20 protein-coding genes are annotated in these 18,800 nt (G+C 31.8%); 17 read left to right on the top strand and 3 right to left on the bottom strand.

The annotated features are described in order from the left end of the window. Positions 1 to 98 precede the first annotated feature (98 nt). From FYJ81_RS11495 to FYJ81_RS11460, 8 genes are all read left to right on the top strand, one after another. Entirely contained in the window at positions 99 to 797 is a 699-nt protein-coding gene (locus FYJ81_RS11495) for a FadR/GntR family transcriptional regulator (RefSeq protein WP_107384888.1), read from the top strand. Positions 798 to 1,352: 555 nt separating this feature from the next. After that, complete coding sequence (locus FYJ81_RS11490; protein ID WP_154409667.1) at positions 1,353 to 2,291, top strand: type I phosphomannose isomerase catalytic subunit; 939 nt, start codon at positions 1,353 to 1,355, stop codon at positions 2,289 to 2,291. A gap of 23 nt (positions 2,292 to 2,314) precedes the next feature. Further along, positions 2,315 to 2,545 (top strand): hypothetical protein, encoded by a 231-nt coding sequence (locus FYJ81_RS11485; RefSeq protein WP_019467689.1) that lies wholly within the window; start codon positions 2,315 to 2,317, stop codon positions 2,543 to 2,545. A 194-nt stretch (positions 2,546 to 2,739) separates the two neighbouring features. Then, the gene (locus FYJ81_RS11480) at positions 2,740 to 3,720 is read left to right on the top strand and encodes a YeiH family protein (protein WP_107385905.1); all 981 of its coding nucleotides are present in this window, start codon (positions 2,740 to 2,742) and stop codon (positions 3,718 to 3,720) included. A 72-nt stretch (positions 3,721 to 3,792) separates the two neighbouring features. After that, entirely contained in the window at positions 3,793 to 5,163 is a 1,371-nt protein-coding gene (locus FYJ81_RS11475; protein WP_107385353.1) for an EVE domain-containing protein, read from the top strand. Positions 5,164 to 5,479: 316 nt separating this feature from the next. Then, positions 5,480 to 5,863, top strand: coding sequence for a thiol-disulfide oxidoreductase DCC family protein (locus FYJ81_RS11470; RefSeq protein WP_107384771.1), 384 nt, complete (start codon positions 5,480 to 5,482; stop codon positions 5,861 to 5,863). Positions 5,864 to 5,886: 23 nt separating this feature from the next. Beyond that, on the top strand, positions 5,887 to 6,750 hold the full coding sequence (rbsK, locus tag FYJ81_RS11465; RefSeq protein WP_154409666.1) for a ribokinase: 864 nt from the start codon (positions 5,887 to 5,889) through the stop codon (positions 6,748 to 6,750). A gap of 179 nt (positions 6,751 to 6,929) precedes the next feature. Beyond that, a complete protein-coding gene (locus tag FYJ81_RS11460; RefSeq protein ID WP_107384769.1) occupies positions 6,930 to 7,379 on the top strand; it encodes a Dps family protein in 450 nt (149 codons plus the stop codon). Positions 7,380 to 7,545: 166 nt separating this feature from the next. On the opposite strand, the gene deoD is transcribed toward FYJ81_RS11460, so the two are convergent. Beyond that, entirely contained in the window at positions 7,546 to 8,256 is a 711-nt protein-coding gene (gene deoD / locus FYJ81_RS11455) for a purine-nucleoside phosphorylase (RefSeq protein WP_019468267.1), read from the bottom strand. A 179-nt stretch (positions 8,257 to 8,435) separates the two neighbouring features. Here deoD and deoC point away from each other — a divergent pair, with 179 nt between their 5' ends. The 4 genes from deoC (at position 8,436) to FYJ81_RS11435 (ending at position 12,017) form a co-directional block, all read left to right on the top strand. Then, the gene (gene deoC / locus FYJ81_RS11450; protein ID WP_154409665.1) at positions 8,436 to 9,098 is read left to right on the top strand and encodes a deoxyribose-phosphate aldolase; all 663 of its coding nucleotides are present in this window, start codon (positions 8,436 to 8,438) and stop codon (positions 9,096 to 9,098) included. Positions 9,099 to 9,166: 68 nt separating this feature from the next. Next, positions 9,167 to 10,468: a pyrimidine-nucleoside phosphorylase gene (locus tag FYJ81_RS11445; protein ID WP_107384768.1), complete on the top strand. Its 1,302-nt coding sequence runs from the start codon at positions 9,167 to 9,169 to the stop codon at positions 10,466 to 10,468. Positions 10,469 to 10,479: 11 nt separating this feature from the next. Beyond that, positions 10,480 to 11,667: a phosphopentomutase gene (gene deoB / locus FYJ81_RS11440; RefSeq protein WP_107384767.1), complete on the top strand. Its 1,188-nt coding sequence runs from the start codon at positions 10,480 to 10,482 to the stop codon at positions 11,665 to 11,667. A gap of 35 nt (positions 11,668 to 11,702) precedes the next feature. Further along, complete coding sequence (locus FYJ81_RS11435) at positions 11,703 to 12,017, top strand: DoxX family protein (protein ID WP_154409672.1); 315 nt, start codon at positions 11,703 to 11,705, stop codon at positions 12,015 to 12,017. Positions 12,018 to 12,435: 418 nt separating this feature from the next. Here the strand turns inward: FYJ81_RS11435 and FYJ81_RS11430 are convergent, their stop codons facing one another. Continuing rightward, complete coding sequence (locus tag FYJ81_RS11430; protein WP_107384765.1) at positions 12,436 to 12,906, bottom strand: S-ribosylhomocysteine lyase; 471 nt, start codon at positions 12,904 to 12,906, stop codon at positions 12,436 to 12,438. 254 nt (positions 12,907 to 13,160) lie between these two features. Here FYJ81_RS11430 and FYJ81_RS11425 point away from each other — a divergent pair, with 254 nt between their 5' ends. From FYJ81_RS11425 to FYJ81_RS11415, 3 genes are all read left to right on the top strand, one after another. Next, a complete protein-coding gene (locus tag FYJ81_RS11425; RefSeq protein ID WP_154409664.1) occupies positions 13,161 to 14,345 on the top strand; it encodes a M20 family metallopeptidase in 1,185 nt (394 codons plus the stop codon). Then, positions 14,342 to 15,535: an L-aspartate--L-methionine ligase LdmS gene (gene ldmS / locus FYJ81_RS11420; RefSeq protein ID WP_107384763.1), complete on the top strand. Its 1,194-nt coding sequence runs from the start codon at positions 14,342 to 14,344 to the stop codon at positions 15,533 to 15,535. Before FYJ81_RS11425 ends, ldmS begins: the two co-directional genes overlap by 4 nt. A gap of 167 nt (positions 15,536 to 15,702) precedes the next feature. Beyond that, a complete protein-coding gene (locus tag FYJ81_RS11415) occupies positions 15,703 to 16,368 on the top strand; it encodes a DUF2750 domain-containing protein (RefSeq protein ID WP_154409663.1) in 666 nt (221 codons plus the stop codon). Positions 16,369 to 16,504: 136 nt separating this feature from the next. On the opposite strand, the gene coaW is transcribed toward FYJ81_RS11415, so the two are convergent. Further along, positions 16,505 to 17,305 carry a type II pantothenate kinase gene (gene coaW, locus FYJ81_RS11410; protein WP_019468276.1) on the bottom strand — a complete coding sequence of 267 codons (801 nt, stop codon included), beginning with the start codon at positions 17,303 to 17,305 and terminating at the stop codon, positions 16,505 to 16,507. A 92-nt stretch (positions 17,306 to 17,397) separates the two neighbouring features. Here coaW and FYJ81_RS11405 point away from each other — a divergent pair, with 92 nt between their 5' ends. Continuing rightward, a complete protein-coding gene (locus FYJ81_RS11405) occupies positions 17,398 to 17,763 on the top strand; it encodes a VOC family protein (RefSeq protein WP_181187764.1) in 366 nt (121 codons plus the stop codon). 86 nt (positions 17,764 to 17,849) lie between these two features. Further along, positions 17,850 to 18,710, top strand: coding sequence for a GNAT family N-acetyltransferase (locus FYJ81_RS11400; RefSeq protein WP_107384760.1), 861 nt, complete (start codon positions 17,850 to 17,852; stop codon positions 18,708 to 18,710). Positions 18,711 to 18,800 lie beyond the last annotated feature (90 nt).

Below are 18,800 nucleotides of genomic sequence, written 5' to 3'. Positions count from 1 at the left end.
TAATGTAATTTGGTCCATTTTTAATTGAAATATCTATTATTTTAATAAATTTTATGATGAAAATTTGATACAATAATAGATATCGTTTGGAGGTAACTATGAAGATTTCAAACACTAAAATTTATGAACAAGTTGCAGATACTTTATTGGAAAGCATCAAATCTGGAAATTATCAAGTTGGAGATAAAATACCATCTATACAAAAACTCAGTAAAGAATATGGTGTGAGTGTGGCTTCGGTAAGAGAAGCTTTAAATGCATTAAGAACGATAGGTGTATTGGAAATAAAACAAGGTTATGGAACATTTGTAAAGCAAATTGAACCGACTTTTTTTGAATTAGGAGATAAATTTAATTCGTTAGTTCAGATAAAAGAATTATTAGAGTTACGAGAGATTGTTGAAAGTGCAACCGTCAAAATGGCTGCATGTCACCGTACAGAAGAGAACTTAGTTGATTTGGAAAAGGCTTTGAATCGAATGGGGGAAGCAATAACAGATGGTACATCAGGAGAAAGAGCTGATTTAGAATTTCATCTATTAATCGCAAAAGCTGGTAACAATTCTTTGTTAGTTGAATTACTTAATAATATATCTGAACTTATGCAAGATTCTATGAAAGAAACAAGAAAAATATTTATTTATAGTAAACAAAAAACAATGAATAAATTATTAGAGGAACATGTAGTCATTTATAATGCAATTGCTAACAAAGATGATGTAGAAGCTGTTAAAGCCATGGAGACACATTTATTAGAAGTTAAAGAAACAATTTTAGCTAACTTCAAAGAAAAATAGATTTTAGAACGTAAGATACTTATAATCTTCAAATTTAGTTTAATGCTTTCCAAGTTCTTAAAGTATATGCACATATAATTAAATTTCAAGGAATAAAAAGCCCAAACTACAATAGTTTGGGCTTTTTTGCAAATTTTATATTTTGAACAGTGATCATCTGGTCAAAATAATCATAATTTATTACCTTATATGTAAAAGAATATGAGTCCTTTGAAGACTCTAGTGTCATTATAATGTTAAAAATGTTGCGAAGGCAAGTCTTTATTTTAAAAAATTTATGACAATTGAATAATTTTATTGTCAAATTTAGTTGAATGGAATGGGGTAGCATTAATTTAACTATACGTCTATTAAACGTATTGATATAATAATTAATGATTTGAATATGACCAAACGTTGAAGTGACAGTTTATAAAGCATTAAGATATGTGATACAATTTCAATAGTTCTGTAAAATTAATTTTAAAATGTAATATAAATAGTATAATTTTATCTTTTTCTAAATTGTATATATCAGATTAAACAATATAAAAACTAAGTTTGGAGGTGTGGTGAATGCCATTATTTTTAAAACCAGTATTACATGAGAAAATTTGGGGTGGCACAAAGTTGAAATCACTCGGTTATGATTTGCCCGCTGAAAATATTGGAGAAGCATGGGGGATTTCAGCACACCCAAATGGAAGATGTGAAGTGTTGAATGGACCATACAAAGGACAAACATTAGATATGGTATGGAAAAATCATCGGGAATTGTTTGGTGATTTTCCGAGTCAAGAGTTTCCGTTAATGACAAAAATTGTAAATGCTAAGGAATCATTATCGATTCATGTGCATCCTGATGACGCCTACGCTTATGAAAACGAAAACGGACAATATGGTAAGTCAGAATGTTGGTATATTATAGATGCTGAAGAGGGCGCAGAAATCATATATGGTGTGAACGTAGATTGTAAAGATACTGCAGTTGATCAAATCGATGAAACAGACTATGAAAATTTATTTAATAAAGTTAAAGTCAAACCAGGTGAATTTTATTTTATACCAGCAGGCACGATTCATTCTATAGGGGCTGGTGTACTTGTGTATGAAACAATGCAATCTTCTGATGTCACATATAGAGTTTATGATTTTGATAGAGAAGAGGCAGCACATGATCGCAGAGGATTGAATCAAGCAAAAGCGAAAGAAGTCATCGAAGTTACTCAAGAAAATATTAATATAGCAACAGACAACGAAATTGTTGAAAATCATAAACGTATCCAACTTGTTTCAAATGATTTTTTTACAATGGTTAAGTGGGAAATATCTGGTACATTAAATTATATGAAACCTAGAGAATTTGTTTTAGTTTCCGTATTAAAAGGTTCTGGACAAGTCATTGTTGATGGTGACATTTATGATGTAACACAAGGTCAAAATTTCATACTAACTTCAGACGATTTAGATACAATTTTTGAAGGGAATTATGAATTAATTATAAGTTATTTATAGATAAAAAAACGGAGTGTTTCAAAATGTATAAGTATTTATATGTATCATTAATTTGCGGTTTATTAGCTGGTGCGGGAATATTTTTAAAAATACCTATTTTTCCTTCATTTTTCTTACCAGTTATCATTGGTGCAATTGGTATCATTGCTGCATTAATTACGATACCTAACAAAGAAATAAATGGATTATTAAAACTTGGTGGTGTACTCATTAATTTAATGCCAATTTTGGGTGCATTGACGATGGTTCAATAGTCAATAAATTTAGTATCTTTACTTTTGAAGTAAAAGGTACTTTTTTTATATGTAAAAAATCATTTGCGTCATTAACTAAATCAAATTTATTTTTAACGGAATGGATATTAGTGATTATAATTAAAAGATTATAAAATATTCTTTAGCGATAAATTATTTATGGTAAAATAGAATTTAAATTGGAGGTGGGCTAAATGTCGAAATCTCGAGGTATACTGATGACATTTATTATTGCACTTATTGCAACGATTATGGGAAGTAAATTTCCAATAATAGGAAGTGCAATATTTGCAATTGTTATAGGTATTCTTTTAAATAATTTTATTGAAATCCCAAAAAAATATCGTGCCGGTATCCAATTTAGTAGTAAAAAAATATTGCATTATAGTATTATTGTTCTTGGTTTTACATTGAGTTTTCAATCTATTGGTTCAATTGGTTGGAAATCTTTACCAATTATAATCATAACTTTATTAGCAGCATTTATAATCGTGTTTATATTGATGAAAATATTTAAAATTAATGAAAATCTTAGTATTTTGATTGGTGTCGGTACTTCTATCTGTGGTGGCTCTGCAATTGCTGCTACAAGCCCAGTCATCAAAGCTAAAGAAAATGAAGTAGCTTTCGCAATTTCAACTATATTTTTATTCAATTTAATAGCAGTTTTTATATTCCCACCACTTGGTCATTTAATGAACATGGGCCAAACTGCTTTTGGCTATTTTGGGGGTACGGCAATTAACGATACATCTAGTGTTATTGCTGCCACATCTAATTACGGAAGTAAGGCTTTAGAAACTGGTGCTATCGTAAAACTGACACGTACATTAATGATTATTCCAGTAGTATTATTTTTTACATATAGAACGATACTTAAAGAAAAATCAAAACAAACAGGCACATCGGTTAAACAAATATTTCCATGGTTTATTGTTTGGTTTGTTGTAGCTTCACTGATTAGTACAATTTTTAATTTTTCACCTACAGTTATTCATATATTCCAACAAATATCATTATTCTTAATAACGATGGCAATGGCAGGTATAGGATTAAATGTAGATTTCAAACAGTTTAAACAGGCTGGTGCAAAGCCGATTTTATTAGGTTTAGTGACTTGGATAGTAGTAATAATAACAAGTTTAATATCAATGAAATTGATTAATTTATTATAATCATTGTTTGAGAACTGATTTTTAAATATAATGAGAAAATAGAATTTTTTATATGAGATAAGGAGTATCTAAATGGCAGAGGAAACAAGTTATTTTTGGTTGAATTGCGGATATAATCGCTGGAATCATAACGAACCATTAGTGGGTCAAACAACATTATTTGAATCAGGTGCACAATTTAATCCGTCACAAGGTTTCCGATCTTTTAAACAAGCTAAAGTAGGAGATAAAGTTGTATTTTATCAAGTACAGATGGATACTGGTTTACTAGGATTTGGTGAAATCACTAGTGTACAAACAGGTGCACAAAATAAAATTCGCGTGCATTTTCAGTTATTAGAACAATTGAAACCATTAACTGCTGATTACTTAAAAAGAAGTGAACAATTAGAATTTCGAATTACTAATATGAAAGAAACATTGTTTAATCAAATTACAAAAGATGAATTTGACTTAATCGTGAGTTTAGGTAAAGGCGAAACGAAAATACCTAGATATTTCTTTATATCAGAGGAACAAGAATTCGAACCCAATTCTTATAATACCTTGTTTACACACACATATAATGGCATTAAACGAAATGGATACCATTTTTATAAACAGCTTGAAATTGGTGATCAACTCGTTTTTTATAATAAATATAGAGAACAATCAGTGATTGGTGTAGGTGAAGTAAGTCAACATTTACATGAAAAATCTCCAATCCCTGGTCGCACAAACAGTACTGCGATAGAAGTTTATTTTGAAAAAGAAATCGAACCTGTAACATTGAGTACTTTAAATAAACACCCCAAATTGAAAAATTTATATTATTTACAAGAAAATGCAAAACAAGCTATTGCGAGCATGTCACGCACACAGTTTGATGCAATTCTTGAAATGAGCGAAAATGATGGCATGAAATCTCAATTTGAAGCGGTTAAAAGTCAAGGTGTTATCGATAAAACAGATGATGAGGATATAAAACCATTTATTCTGTTAGTAGTTGATAAAGGTGAAGGTTTAAAAGCTGCAGAAAACTTGTTACAAAAGACGAATGCTAATCCAGTAATTACAGCAGGTCATCCAGATTTTACAGAAGACATGCTTTATGGTAAGTATTTACCAAATGAGGCTGGTGCTTTGTATTATAGAGAGGGCTTCATTACTAATCTTATGCCAAGAAATGATAAAAGTTATCTAGTCATAGATAATTTTAATCGTATAGACCCAGACATTTTTCAAACATATATTAACGTTTTAGAAGGTTATGAAATGACACTGCCAAGATATAATAGGGACGGTAGCATGGTGAAGTGGTCCAGAAAAAAAGACTCATTTTATCATTTTAATCCGAATTGGCATATCGTTGGTATCACGTACGATAGCATAAATGATATAAAGCAAAAATATACTGAACAATTTTTAAAGTACACAAGAATTGTTAAGGTTAATCAAGATTAAAATTACGAAAAAGCGTCTGGGGCATCATTGATGTGCCCCAGACGCTTATATATTGTCAGAAGATGACTGAACTTCAGCTCAGGTTATCATTTTATACATTTTCAATGCTGGTCATCCTTGCCGGAGTGGGACGACGAAATCTTTTTAATAAAATTAGATTTCTGTCTCATCCTTTTTTGTATATAAATGTAATATTTAGTGATACATAATAAGATAATTCATATCATGATTTATTTTTATCATTTTAGGATATAATATAACTGTGAATAAATAATTTATATTTTATGATAACTAATCATAAAAAGGAGATGAACGTATGCCAATAATTTATTACGATGGTAATTGTGTATACTGTTATAATTACGCAATTTGGCTTATACAAAATGGGTTGTCTAGTCGTTACCAATTTGCAAAACTTCAAGGTGCTACAGCTCAAAATATGTTTGCCAATTATCCTGAAACACAGCAACACGATAGTGTTATTTTGCAAGAAGGAGATCAATTTAAATATAAGTCGGATGCAATAGCATCACTGATTTCATCCTTAACAAATTATAAATGGATTGGTTTATTATTATATTTAACGCCTAAATTTCTGAGAGATTTTGGTTATCAACTTTTTGCAGATAATAGAAATAGAATGTGGAAAACACATTGGCACAAACCTAATGATTATGAACGATCATTTTTTATTGATTGATTGAATAGATGGAGGAAAAGAATATGGGGAACATAATTGTGATTGGTAGCGCATCAATCGATTTAGTGGTGAAAACAGATATTTTACCTAAAGTAGGAGAAACTGTAATGGGAGAATCATTTTTTACAAATCCTGGAGGTAAAGGTGCTAACCAAGCTGTTGCGGCTGCGCGTTTAAGCAATCATGTTTATATGATTGGAGCTGTAGGCGATGATGATAATGGCCAGCAAATACTTTCAAATCTTAACAACAACAATGTAAATACAGCGTATATGGATGTTATTGAAAATGAAGCGTCTGGAACTGCCCATATAACGTTATTTGATGATGATAATCGTATTATTGTAGTGCCGGCAGCAAATAATTATGTAACGACAGATAAAGTAATTCCAAAACTTGAATTTTTTGAAGCTGGCGATATTATTGTAATGCAACATGAAATACCGGCAGAGACCATAAAAGAAGTAGTGGACTTTGCACAAAAACATGAAATGAGAGTAATGTTAAATCCTGCACCATTTCGTGCATTAGACAAAGAAATAATTGAAAAAGTTAATTGGTTGACACCAAATGAATCAGAAAGTGAATTATTATTTGAAAATAAGGTTGATAAAGCTTTAATGATGTATCCTGAAAAATTAATTGTAACTAAAGGCGCTTCGGGGGCATTGTTTTACAGTGATTCTCAACAACTTGTAAAAGGGTATAAAAAACAAGTAGTTGATACTACAGGCGCCGGAGATACATTTAATGGGGCATTAGCAGTTGCACTAATTGAAAATAGGTCATTAGAAGAAGCGGTTAATTTTGCCAATTTAGCTGCTAGTTTTTCAGTTACAGGATTAGGCGCTCAAGGTGCAATGCCATACAGAAAAGAACTAGATTAAAGCGTATGATTCAGGGTATAATGTAAGTAGATAATTAAGCTACATTCTAAATTATAATAATTATAATTTAGAAGAGGGAATCACTTTACAGATTATAATTATTATAATATAATAATTATTGTAATAGAAAATCGATTGTCGCTTAATTAGGACAACAATTAAAAGGAGAGATTTTTGATATGTCAAAAAATAATGAAGAAGTTGTAAAAGTATTAAATCAGCAAGTAGCAAACTGGACAGTTGCATTCACCAAATTACACAATTTTCATTGGTATGTAAAAGGGCCAAATTTCTTCTCACTACACACAAAATTTGAAGAATTATATGATGAAGCAAGTCAATATATAGATGATTTAGCAGAACGTATTTTAGCAGTAGGCGGTAATCCAGTAGGAACATTGAAAGAAAGTTTAGAGTTATCAATTATAGATGAAGCTGGCAAAGGCTATACAGCTGAACAAATGGTTGAAGCATTATCAGTAGATTTTGATAATATTTCTAAACAATTAGGAGAAGCGATTGAAGTAGCTTCTAAAGCTGAAGATGATGTAACAGAAGATATGTTTATCGGTATGCAAACAAATATTGACAAACATAATTGGATGTTAAAATCTTATTTAGGAAAATAAAAATATAGATAAAGCTATAAGAACATAAAAGCTAGATACTTCATACATGAGCATTATAAAATTTTGTGTTCAGTAATTTTAGTAAAATTGTGCAAAAACAGCTTGGGATTATAATTTTTAATCCCAAGCTGTTTTATTTTGTGAGTAAGCTAAACATGTTCAAATATTATTCAGCAATTTCTAACGCAATTTCCATCATTTGAGTAAATGAGTTTTGACGTTCTTCTGCAGTTGTTGCTTCGTCACGTAAAATATGATCACTTACTGTGAAGACACCTAATGCTTTTTTATTAGCATAAGTTGCATTTAAGTATAAAGCAGCTGATTCCATTTCAATACCTAAGATGCCCATACGTTGCCATTTTTCGTTAAATGTTGGATCAGCATTATAAAATGTATCTGAAGAAAGAATATTACCAACATGTGTAGTAGCACCAATTTCGTCTGCTTTTTGTTTCGCTTTTAACATTAAGTCAAAATCAGCTAAAGGTGCATAATGTCCAGGAATATTATATTGCTCTACATAACTAGAGTTCGTAGAAGCACCTTGAGCAATTATGATGTCATATAAGTTAACATTTTCTTGCAAAGCGCCACATGAACCAATTCGTATGATTGTGTCGACATTGAAAAAATTATATAGTTCATATGAATAAATACCAATACTTGGAATACCCATACCAGAACCCATTACAGAAACTTCTTTTCCTTTGTAAGTACCTGTATAACCAAACATGTTTCTAACTTCATTAAATTGTTTTACATCTTCCAAATAATTATCAGCAATATATTTTGCTCTTAAGGGATCGCCAGGCATTAAAACAGTTTTAGCAATTTTAACTCCATTAGGTTGAATATGTGGTGTAGATTTTGTCATAGACTTCTTCTCCTTTAAATTCTTTTATCAAAATAAAGATAACATTTGTTTATTATTTTTGCGAATTTTTGTAATATAGAGGTAAAGCACTTGTTGTGATGTTATTAATTTTTTAGAATAGTAATGACTTTCAAGAATGAGAATAATTTCATACAGATAATATTTTAGGAGGAATTAGAATGAATTATGCAAAATATATAGATCACACTTTACTAAAACCGGAGTCTACAAGAGACCAAGTCGATAAAATTCTTGATGAGGCAATTGAGTACCATTTTAAATCAGTATGTATTAACCCAACGCATGTAAAATACGCAGCAGATAAATTACAAGACACTGACGTGTTAGTATGTACAGTAATTGGTTTCCCATTAGGTGCTACAAATACTGAAGTGAAAGTGTTTGAAGTTGAAGATGCTATTAAAAATGGCGCATCAGAAGTAGATATGGTTATCAATATTGGTGCCTTAAAAGATGAACGTTATGACGAAGTTCAAAAAGATATTGAAGGTGTTGTAGCAGCAGCAAACGGTAAGACAGTGAAAGTAATTATTGAAACTTGCCTTTTAACTGATGATGAAAAAGTAAAAGCTTGTGAGTTAAGCAAAGCAGCAGGCGCAGACTTTGTGAAAACATCAACTGGATTTGGCGGTGGTGGAGCTACACCTGAGGATGTTAAGTTAATGAAAGATACAGTCGGAGATGCTTTAGAAGTTAAGGCTTCAGGTGGTGTCAGAAACTTAGAAGATTTCAACAAAATGCTAGAAGCTGGTGCGACTCGAATTGGCGCTAGTGCAGGTGTACAAATCATCCAAGGATTAGAAAGTAATTCAGATTATTAATCACTATCTTTAAGTTTAAAATGAGACATATAAAGACATAAATGTCTAATAGGGGGAGGCCAACTCAAATGAGAATGGTAGATATTATTGAAAAGAAACGTGATGGTCAAGCTTTAACAAATGAAGAAATAGAATTCTTTATTAATGCTTATACCAGCGGTGAAATACCAGATTATCAAGCGTCGAGTTTAGCGATGGCAATTTTTTTCCAGGATATGAATGACCAAGAAAGAGCAGCACTTACAATGGCAATGGTTAATTCAGGTGACGTGATTGATTTATCAGCGATTAATGGGATTAAAGTTGATAAACATTCTACAGGTGGTGTTGGTGATACAACTACACTAGTATTAGCTCCATTAGTAGCTTCTGTTGGTGTTCCTGTGGCTAAGATGAGTGGTAGAGGATTAGGTCATACTGGCGGCACAATTGATAAATTAGAATCAGTTGAAGGGTTTCACGTTGAAATTAGTGAAGATAAATTTGTTGAACTTGTAAATGAAGCAAAAGTAGCTGTAATAGGACAAACTGGGAATTTAACACCGGCAGACAAAAAGCTTTATGGCTTACGTGATGTGACTGGAACAGTTAATTCAATACCACTGATTGCATCTTCTATTATGAGTAAAAAAATTGCTGCTGGCGCTGATGCTATTGTATTGGATGTAAAAACTGGTAACGGTGCCTTTATGAAAACAATCGAAGATGCTGAAGCACTCGCACATGCGATGGTTAGTATTGGTAATAATGTTGGCCGAAACACGATGGCGATTATTTCAGACATGAGTCAACCATTAGGTAATGCAATAGGTAATGCCTTAGAAGTTAAAGAGGCGATCGAAACATTGAAAGGTCAAGGTCCAAAAGATTTAACTGAGCTAGTTATGACTTTAGGTTCGCAAATGGTAGTTGTTGGCGGTAAAGCTAAAGATTTAGATGAGGCTCAAACATTATTAGAAAAAGCAATTCAAGATGGTTCAGCGCTAGAAAGTTTCCGTACATTTTTAGAAAATCAAGATGGTGATGGTTCTGTCGTTGATGATGTCAATAAACTACCACAAGCACGCTATCAAATTGATTTGCTTTCGCAAAAAACAGGTACTGTAACTGAAATTATAGCCAATGAAATCGGTGTTGCATCTATGATGTTAGGTGCAGGAAGACAAACTAAAGAAGACGATATTGATTTAAGTGTAGGTATTGTCTTGCACAAAAAAGTAGGAGATTCAGTTGATGAAGGCGAAGCTTTATTAACGATTCATAGTAACCGTGAGCAAATTGATGATGTTAAGGAAAAATTAAATCAAAGTATTGCGATTAGTTCACAAGGTGAAGTTCCTACGTTGATTCATAAAATAATTACTGAATAGGAGATGGAATGATGACGATACCATTTAAGAGGGTGCATTTAATTGTCATGGATTCAGTGGGTATAGGCGAAGGACCTGACGCAAAAGCCTTTAATGATGAAGGCAGTCACACTTTGAAGCATACGCTAGAAGATTTTGATAAATCATTACCTAATTTACAAAGCTTAGGTCTAGGTAATATTGCCGCTTTACCTAATATTGAAAAAGTGTCTAAACCTGCCGCGTTTTATACTAAGATGAGTGAAGCTTCTGTAGGCAAGGATACAATGACCGGTCATTGGGAAATTATGGGATTAAATATTATGCAACCTTTTAAAGTTTATCCTGATGGCTTTCCACAAGAACTGATTAGTGAAATTGAAACAATGACAGGTCGTAAAGTAGTTGCAAATAGACCTGCTTCCGGCACACAAATTATTGATGAGTGGGGCGAACATCAGATGAAAACTGGGGACCTGATCGTCTATACATCAGCAGATCCAGTGCTTCAAATTGCGGCACATGAAGATATTATTCCACTTGAAGAATTGTATGATATTTGTGAAAAAGTAAGAGAATTAACAAAAGATCCAAAATATTTAATTGGTCGAATTATTGCGCGACCATATGTCGGTGAACCAGGTGCTTTTACAAGAACTTCTAATCGACATGATTATGCGTTAAAACCATTTGGACGAACAGTGATGAATGAGTTGAAAGATAATCAATTTGATGTGATTGCTTTAGGGAAAATCAATGACATTTACGATGGTGAAGGTGTCACTGAAGCAATTCGAACTAAAAATAATATGGATGGTATGGATAAACTAATAGAAACTGTACAACGTGACTTTAAAGGTTTAAGTTTCTTGAATTTAGTGGATTTTGATGCACTGTATGGACATCGACGTGATAAAGACGGTTACGCTGAGGCGTTAAAAGATTTTGACGAGCGTTTACCAGAACTTATCAAACATCTAAAGGATGATGACTTAGTCATTATTACTGCAGATCACGGCAATGATCCTACAGCACCAGGAACTGATCATACAAGAGAATATATCCCAGTCCTTATGTTTAGTCCTAAAATAAATGATTATCATGAGTTATCTATGGATGATACCTTTAGTTCTATAGGTGCTACTATAGCGGATAATTTTGGCGTTAAATTACCAGAATTTGGTCGAAGCTATTTGAAAGAAATGGGTGTCGATAAGTGAAACGACTATTAAGCCTAATATTAGGTTGCGGCTTCATGACCATCGGTGTCTTACATTTTAAACATGAGTCGCGCTTTAGAAAAATTGTGCCTGATTATTTACCGTTTAGAAAATCGGCTGTTATCATTTCTGGATTTGTTGAAATGATTTTTGGAATACTTTTAATAGTGAATAGACCAAGCCTATGCCTAAAGAAAATGATTAATATATTTTTATTAGCTGTATTACCAGCAAATATTTATATGGCTAGAAAAAAATTGCCACTAGGTGACAAACAACTACCAGAAAGTTTGTTATACAGTAGAATCCCACTACAATTTGTCCTGATAAAAGTTGTGAACAAATTATAAAATAAACAATCAATCGTTGTGTGACTGGTTTATAAATTATAAAACGATAAGTGTTTGAAATGTTACAGTAAAAGCGTAAACGTCAATTTCTATTGAGCTAAATTAGAAATTGGCGTTTACGCTGTTTTATATATCATGGTTACGATAAAAACTTGAAAGTGCTAGAATTATACGAAAATATCATTTTTTACAAATTACAATAATTATAGCGATGTTGAAACATATGAATCATCGGTGGAATAATATAAGTGGGAGATCGCATCTTCATTCCTTACCACAATAGATTTCTGACGAGCATGTATGTTTAAAGTTGGAAACATTAAAAAGGCTGAGACGAATTAATTGTCTCAGCCTTTTATCTTAACCTTTTTTAATAAATTCGATTTTTGATATCTTACTTTATAATGGTAATTAGATATTATTTATCCTCACCATAAATATCATGCCATTGATCTCTTTTATCTAAAAATGTCTGTGCAATTTCTTTTGCACCTTCTAATGAATGGCTAGCAGCCCAACCACATTGTACCTCATTACACGCAGGAACTTCTGTAGCAGATAATACATCTTGAAGTGTTTTTTCAATGATATTTAACACATCGTCATAATCACTGTGATTTATAAAAGATACATAAAATCCAGTTTGACAACCCATTGGACTGATATCAACCACTTTATCTGAATGATTTCTAATATTTTCAGCCATTAAGTGTTCTAATGAATGTAAACCAGGCATTTCCATATGTTCTTTATTGGGCTGTTTGAAACGAATGTCATATTTATGGATAACATCCCCATTAGCACCTTCCATTTTACCTGCAAGTCGAACAAATGGTGCTACTACTTTGGTATGATCTAAATTAAAACTTTCAACGTTCATTTTTGGCATACGATGTCCTCCTAAAATAATAATTATCATAATTGTAACAATACGTAGTGGTATTTACAATTTCTATAAATTTTAGAAAACAGAAGGAATTATCATTTTTTAAAATTTCAGAAAAATAATGACAGAATTAATCAAAACGGATAGAATAAGTAATAATCAAAATGTATTTTGCACGTTTAGTATTGAACATGCATTTTTATAAGTTTAATAATAATACGTGTAAAATGTTGTAGTACAAGGGAGTTGTATTGAAAATGACACATGAACAAAACATATTAGATTATATAGAAAATGAAAAATTATCATACATAGAGATGAGCCACCTCATCCATCAAAGACCTGAATTAGGCAATGAAGAAATATTTGCTTCAAAAACGTTAATTGAAGATTTGGAAAAGCATGATTTTGAAGTTGAAACCAACATTGCTGGTTATGCTACGGGTTTCATTGCGCGTTATGATTCAGACATCGATGGTCCAACCATTGGATTTTTAGCAGAATATGATGCCTTACCAGGTCTAGGACATGCCTGTGGTCATAATATTATAGGTACGGCAAGTACATTTGCTGGTATAGCTTTGAAGCAAGTGATTGAACAAACAGGCGGAAAAGTAGTAATACTTGGTTGTCCAGCCGAAGAGGGCGGTGTCAATGGTAGCGCAAAAGCTGCTTACGTTAAAGAAGGTATTGTAGATGAAATGGATGTTGCTTTAATGGTTCATCCAGGTAATGAAACTTATAAAACTATTAATACATTAGCGGTAGATGTTTTAGATATTAAATTTTATGGTAAAAGTACGCATGCTTCTGAAAATGCTGAAGAAGCAAGAAATGCTTTAGATGCAATGATTGCGTATTTTAATGGTGTAGCTCAGTTAAGACAACATATCAAAAAAAGTCAAAAGGTTCATGGTGTTATATTAGATGGCGGAAAAGCTGCTAATATTATTCCAGACTATACTCATGCGCGTTTTTATACACGTGCAACATCACGTAAAGAATTAGATATATTAACTGATAGAGTAGGGCAAATTGCAAAAGGTGCTGCAATTCAAACAGGTTGCGACTTTGAATTTGGCCCTATACAAAATGGTGTCAATGAATTTATTAAGACGCCTAAATTAGATGATTTATTTGCAAAATATGCGACGAAAATGGGAGAAGCGGTCATAGATGATGATTTTGGTTTTGGTTCGACAGATACGGGTAATGTAAGTCACGTTGTGCCAACGATTCATCCCCATATTAAAATAGGTTCTAGGAATTTAGTGGGGCACACGCATCGTTTTCGTGAAGCAGCAGGAAGTGCTCATGGAGATCAAGCTTTAATAAGAGGTGCTAAAGTCCTTGCATTAATGGGATTGGAATTAATAGAAAATCAAGCAGAATTAAATGAAATAATTGAACAGCACCACTATATAAAGGGGAACAAAAAATGAAAAAACTAAGTACTCAACGCCCTAAATTAACACTTAGTGATTTATACAATGATGATGTCGTATATAGTTCTAGACCATCTTATATATCAAATCCATGGTTAGAACCGGAAGAACATCAATCTAATTTCTTGACTGGTAGAGAATTGATTATTGCTGATCAAATGCCTGTTATTGTTCATAAAGCAAGCGCTACAAAGAAATTAGAAATATTATTGGAAATGATTGGCAAGCCAATGCCCACAAATATTTATACTTTTGACAACCAAGCTTCTTACGAACAAATAATAAGGAAACTCGCTAAACAAGATAATAAACGTATTTATTTTCAATATATTCATAGTGAGTCTATTTTAGAAAAAGAATATTACGCTATGGATAAAGATATCTTTGTTGCTTTAAATAATAAAGCACGTATTCCAGAATGGACTAATCAAAAATATTTACCTGCACGTGAAGTGGTAAAAATAGAAGATTTCGAAGATGCGATTGCAGATTGGGAATTCCCTTTTGTCTTGAAGCCAGGTGATGATTTACCAACTGCAGGTGGTTACGGTGTGATGATTTGTTATGACGAAGCTGATTTAATTAAAGCAAAATCCCGTATTGAACAAGCAAGAGCAGAAACTGACACAATTATTATTGAACAAAAAATTCAAGAAATTGCTAATTATTGTGTGCAATTTGCATGTAAAAAGGACGGGGAAATTCACTATATTGGAACATCAGAGCAAATTACAGACAAATATGGCCATTATAGTGGCAATCAAAATGTACAAGATGTACCTGAATCAGTCATCCAAGCTGGCAAAGAAATTATGGAAATAGGCGTGGCCAAAGGTTATTTTGGAATCGCAGGTTTTGATTTACTATTAGATAAACATGGTGATATATTTGCGATTGATTTGAATTTTAGACAAAATGGATCGACAAGTATGCTTTTATTAGATCCATTAATGCAATCTGGATATCAAAAGTTTTATAGTTATATTGCACCTAACGATAATGAGCATTTCTTTCAGACAATTATAAAATATGTAAACATGGGTTGCTTATTTCCACTATCATATTATGATGGCGATTGGTATAAAAATGAAAACGTGCCTTCGAGATTTGCATGTATTTGGCATGGACAATCACAAGAACATATAGAAAAGTTAGAACAGCAATTTTTAGAAGAATTAAAAATATAATCAGAAATATAGTGAAAATTTCATTTAATTAAGATTTGATAACTTAAGTTTATTGTATAGATATATTAAAATTTTAATATTTATTGTATGACGTTAATTGACTATAGTAATATACTCATTTATATTTTAAATATAGTTAAATATTTTAATGAATTGAAGGTGTAATTATGTCTTATAAAGCAAGTTCATTTTTTCAAGATATTCTAGTAAATGAATATTTTTATATAGCAACAAAGTCAAAACAATTAATTAGACATGAAATTTTAGGAAAGGACGTCATTTGTGTTTGGACACAAAAAGAAACAGCTGAAACTTTCTTAAATAAACATGACACCGATTATGATAAGCTTAAAAAAATCGATATTGATCGTTTTGTAACTTATGAAATGGATGATATGTTTGAACAAGGTGAAGAAGTGTTGATGAATGCGTCATCTCAGACAGATGGTGATTTAGTTAATATTATTGATTTTACAAATGAATTAATGTCAGATTTAGATGAAATTCGTCTCAAAGAATTTATAATAGATGTGGCGAAAGAAGACGTTGTGTTCGGTTTAACAAATAAAAATGAAAAACAATTTATCATGATTAGTGATGAAGAACATCAAAAACCACATATTATGCCGGTGTGGAGTATTAGAAATAGAGCAGAAAAAGTAAGAAATGAAGACTTTGAAGAATGCGATATCATTGAAATAGAAGGTGAAGTCTTCGCAGAATGGTTAGATATTTTAAGAGATGATGATAAAGCAGTAGCAATCGATTTGAAATCAGGTGTTGTAGGCACTGTAGTCTCAGCTCAAAAAGTATTAGATCAATTACCGTTTTAATGTAAATGAATATATGAACTAATGGAAGTAGTTATTTTGAAGAAATAGTCACCATCAAATGAAATAACTGTTTCCATTTTTTACCATGACATAAGTATAGAAACTTCAATTCTTTATACTTATGTCATGGTAATTTTTATTGTAGATGTATTGCACCTAATGCGCCGGAAAAGGCACCGTGTTCAATATAAAATGGTTTGAAACCACGCAATATCGTATAATCTTTAACAACTTCTTTCAGTAAATGATTATTATGGAAAGAAGAACCAATATAAGCTACGTTTTCAGTACCATATTCTCTCGCTACTGTGATAGCCATCGTAGTAATGACTTCCCCCACGACACCAATCAATGAAGCTAATTTGTCAGAATCTGAAAAATCTTTGTCTAAATTATGCAGTACATGCCCAAAATTAGCAGCAGTTAAATCACCTGAAATCGGAGGTTCACTATCTTTATAGATATGTTTTACTTTCAAATCAATAAATTCTCGCTCACCTTTTTGGGCAGTATCTGTTAATTGTTTGTAGTCTTTTAATCCAGTTAATAAATAACCAAGGCCTTGTATCATACCACCACCTGCTCCAACACCGCCAACACGTTGTTGCTTTTCGCCATTTGAATAATGCAGTGATGTTCCGGTACCAACATTAGTAAAAATGTAATTATCTAAATGATGACCTTGTTCTTCTAACAAGAGTTCTAAACCTTTTGCAGCAGCATCAAACTCTACAAAGATACGTGATTCACATTTTAACTTATTTTGAATTGTTCCAGCTTGACCACCTGTTAAGCTAATACTTTCACATGATTGTTGTCCTAACCAATCAATGACTTCATTAATTTCAGTAGTTAATTTTGTTGTATATTGTCGATTGCCATTATCCTCCTGAACAATTTTTATAAGTGTTCCGCCGGCATCAATGCCTATTTTCATCTGTGTACCTCCTAAAAAAATTTACATTATAACTTATATTATAATAAAATGAGGGAAAATCAACTATAGAAAATTTGAAAGGGATGGTTTTAATGAATTTAAGCCCGTTTATTAAAGTAGATGATGTAGAACAGGCTCTTACATTTTATAAAAATGCGTTTGGTGGTAACGAAAAAATATTAAATGAAACAAACGGGAAAACCTTACATGCGGAGCTTCATGTTAATGAAACAGTTGTATTACATATTTCCAGTACATATGGTCGTGAATGGAGCAATGACAATACGAACATTATTTTAACTTTCGATGATTTGGCTACTCAAAAACAAGTGTATGATAAATTAAGTGAAGCAGGAGACCCTCATATGCCTCTGTCTAAAACATTTTTTAATGCGATGCATGGACAAGTGAAAGATCAGTTTGAAGTCAATTGGCTCATGAATTGTTTCTTAGACTAATAAGATAAAATGTTCAAATTTCGATTATATTAATGTAAAAGTGGTATTAATAACTAATAAAAGCTAATCACAATAGGGGATAAAATATGTTTATTAAAGAATCATTTGAAAATATTACAATTCAAGTTTTTGAAGAAAAATATAAATCAGCTTTATATCATTTTAAATTGAGCGAGCGTCAACAGATATATTCTTCTTTGCCCAAAGACGTGCTTGATGATGCGTTAAAGGACGAAGACAGAGTGGCTAACATCGCCTTAAATGATGAAGGCGAAGTAGTCGGTTTCTTTGTATTACATCAATATTATCAACATGAAGGTTACGATACACCTAAACAGGTTATATATGTTCGTTCTTTATCTGTAAATGAAGACTTTCAAGGGTTTGGATATGGTACAAAAATGATGATGTATTTGCCACAATATGTCCAAAAGCTATTTCCAAATTTTAATCATTTATACTTAGTCGTAGACGCAGAAAATAAAGGTGCATGGAATGTATATGAACGTGCAGGTTTTATGCATGCTGCTACGAAAGAAGAAGGGCCTATCGGTAAAGAACGTCTCTATTATTTAGATTTAGATTCTAAACATGTGTCTTCTTTAAAATTAACAGCAAATGGAGATACGTCATCTTATGATGTTTATATCATTGATATGATGAAAGATGATGATAAAGTAGGTTTTATAGCAATTGAGCAACACGGGCAACGTATGAATATCAATTCAATTGAAGTTGATAAATCAGAGAGACATAATGGTATAGCAGAAAGTGCGTTAAGACAATTACCTACATATATTCGAAAGCATTTTGAAGGTATCAAACTTATAACGATTACACTTTATGGGGAAAATAATGAATTAAAACCATTATGTATAAATAGTAATTTTGTTGAAATTGAAACAGCTGAAGATTTTTCTGTATTTGAAAAATATATAAATTATTAATAGTGTTTGCGAAATCAGGGATTGTCATTTATAATTTACTTTTGTTATTATTACTTAAGATGAATAGTACTGATTTGGATAAATGCATAA

The organism is Staphylococcus sp. McC-251-APC-3A2 (assembly GCF_009695665.1).
In the GTDB taxonomy this organism is placed as follows: domain Bacteria; phylum Bacillota; class Bacilli; order Staphylococcales; family Staphylococcaceae; genus Staphylococcus; species Staphylococcus cohnii.
The sequence above is the reverse complement of the archived record's forward strand: the minus strand, read 5'-3'. Positions and strand labels throughout refer to the sequence as shown.

Bases quoted from the DNA above. Each gene is read 5' to 3' on its own strand.
- FYJ81_RS11495 (WP_107384888.1), top strand. From the start codon at position 99: ATGAAGATTTCAAACACTAAAATTTATGAACAAGTTGCAGATACTTTA.
- FYJ81_RS11490 (WP_154409667.1), top strand. From the start codon at position 1,353: ATGCCATTATTTTTAAAACCAGTATTACATGAGAAAATTTGGGGTGGC.
- FYJ81_RS11485 (WP_019467689.1), top strand. From the start codon at position 2,315: ATGTATAAGTATTTATATGTATCATTAATTTGCGGTTTATTAGCTGGT.
- FYJ81_RS11480 (WP_107385905.1), top strand. From the start codon at position 2,740: ATGTCGAAATCTCGAGGTATACTGATGACATTTATTATTGCACTTATT.
- FYJ81_RS11475 (WP_107385353.1), top strand. From the start codon at position 3,793: ATGGCAGAGGAAACAAGTTATTTTTGGTTGAATTGCGGATATAATCGC.
- FYJ81_RS11470 (WP_107384771.1), top strand. From the start codon at position 5,480: ATGCCAATAATTTATTACGATGGTAATTGTGTATACTGTTATAATTAC.
- rbsK (WP_154409666.1), top strand. From the start codon at position 5,887: ATGGGGAACATAATTGTGATTGGTAGCGCATCAATCGATTTAGTGGTG.
- FYJ81_RS11460 (WP_107384769.1), top strand. From the start codon at position 6,930: ATGTCAAAAAATAATGAAGAAGTTGTAAAAGTATTAAATCAGCAAGTA.
- deoD (WP_019468267.1), bottom strand. From the start codon at position 8,256: ATGACAAAATCTACACCACATATTCAACCTAATGGAGTTAAAATTGCT.
- deoC (WP_154409665.1), top strand. From the start codon at position 8,436: ATGAATTATGCAAAATATATAGATCACACTTTACTAAAACCGGAGTCT.
- FYJ81_RS11445 (WP_107384768.1), top strand. From the start codon at position 9,167: ATGAGAATGGTAGATATTATTGAAAAGAAACGTGATGGTCAAGCTTTA.
- deoB (WP_107384767.1), top strand. From the start codon at position 10,480: ATGACGATACCATTTAAGAGGGTGCATTTAATTGTCATGGATTCAGTG.
- FYJ81_RS11435 (WP_154409672.1), top strand. From the start codon at position 11,703: ATGACCATCGGTGTCTTACATTTTAAACATGAGTCGCGCTTTAGAAAA.
- FYJ81_RS11430 (WP_107384765.1), bottom strand. From the start codon at position 12,906: ATGCCAAAAATGAACGTTGAAAGTTTTAATTTAGATCATACCAAAGTA.
- FYJ81_RS11425 (WP_154409664.1), top strand. From the start codon at position 13,161: ATGACACATGAACAAAACATATTAGATTATATAGAAAATGAAAAATTA.
- ldmS (WP_107384763.1), top strand. From the start codon at position 14,342: ATGAAAAAACTAAGTACTCAACGCCCTAAATTAACACTTAGTGATTTA.
- FYJ81_RS11415 (WP_154409663.1), top strand. From the start codon at position 15,703: ATGTCTTATAAAGCAAGTTCATTTTTTCAAGATATTCTAGTAAATGAA.
- coaW (WP_019468276.1), bottom strand. From the start codon at position 17,305: ATGAAAATAGGCATTGATGCCGGCGGAACACTTATAAAAATTGTTCAG.
- FYJ81_RS11405 (WP_181187764.1), top strand. From the start codon at position 17,398: ATGAATTTAAGCCCGTTTATTAAAGTAGATGATGTAGAACAGGCTCTT.
- FYJ81_RS11400 (WP_107384760.1), top strand. From the start codon at position 17,850: ATGTTTATTAAAGAATCATTTGAAAATATTACAATTCAAGTTTTTGAA.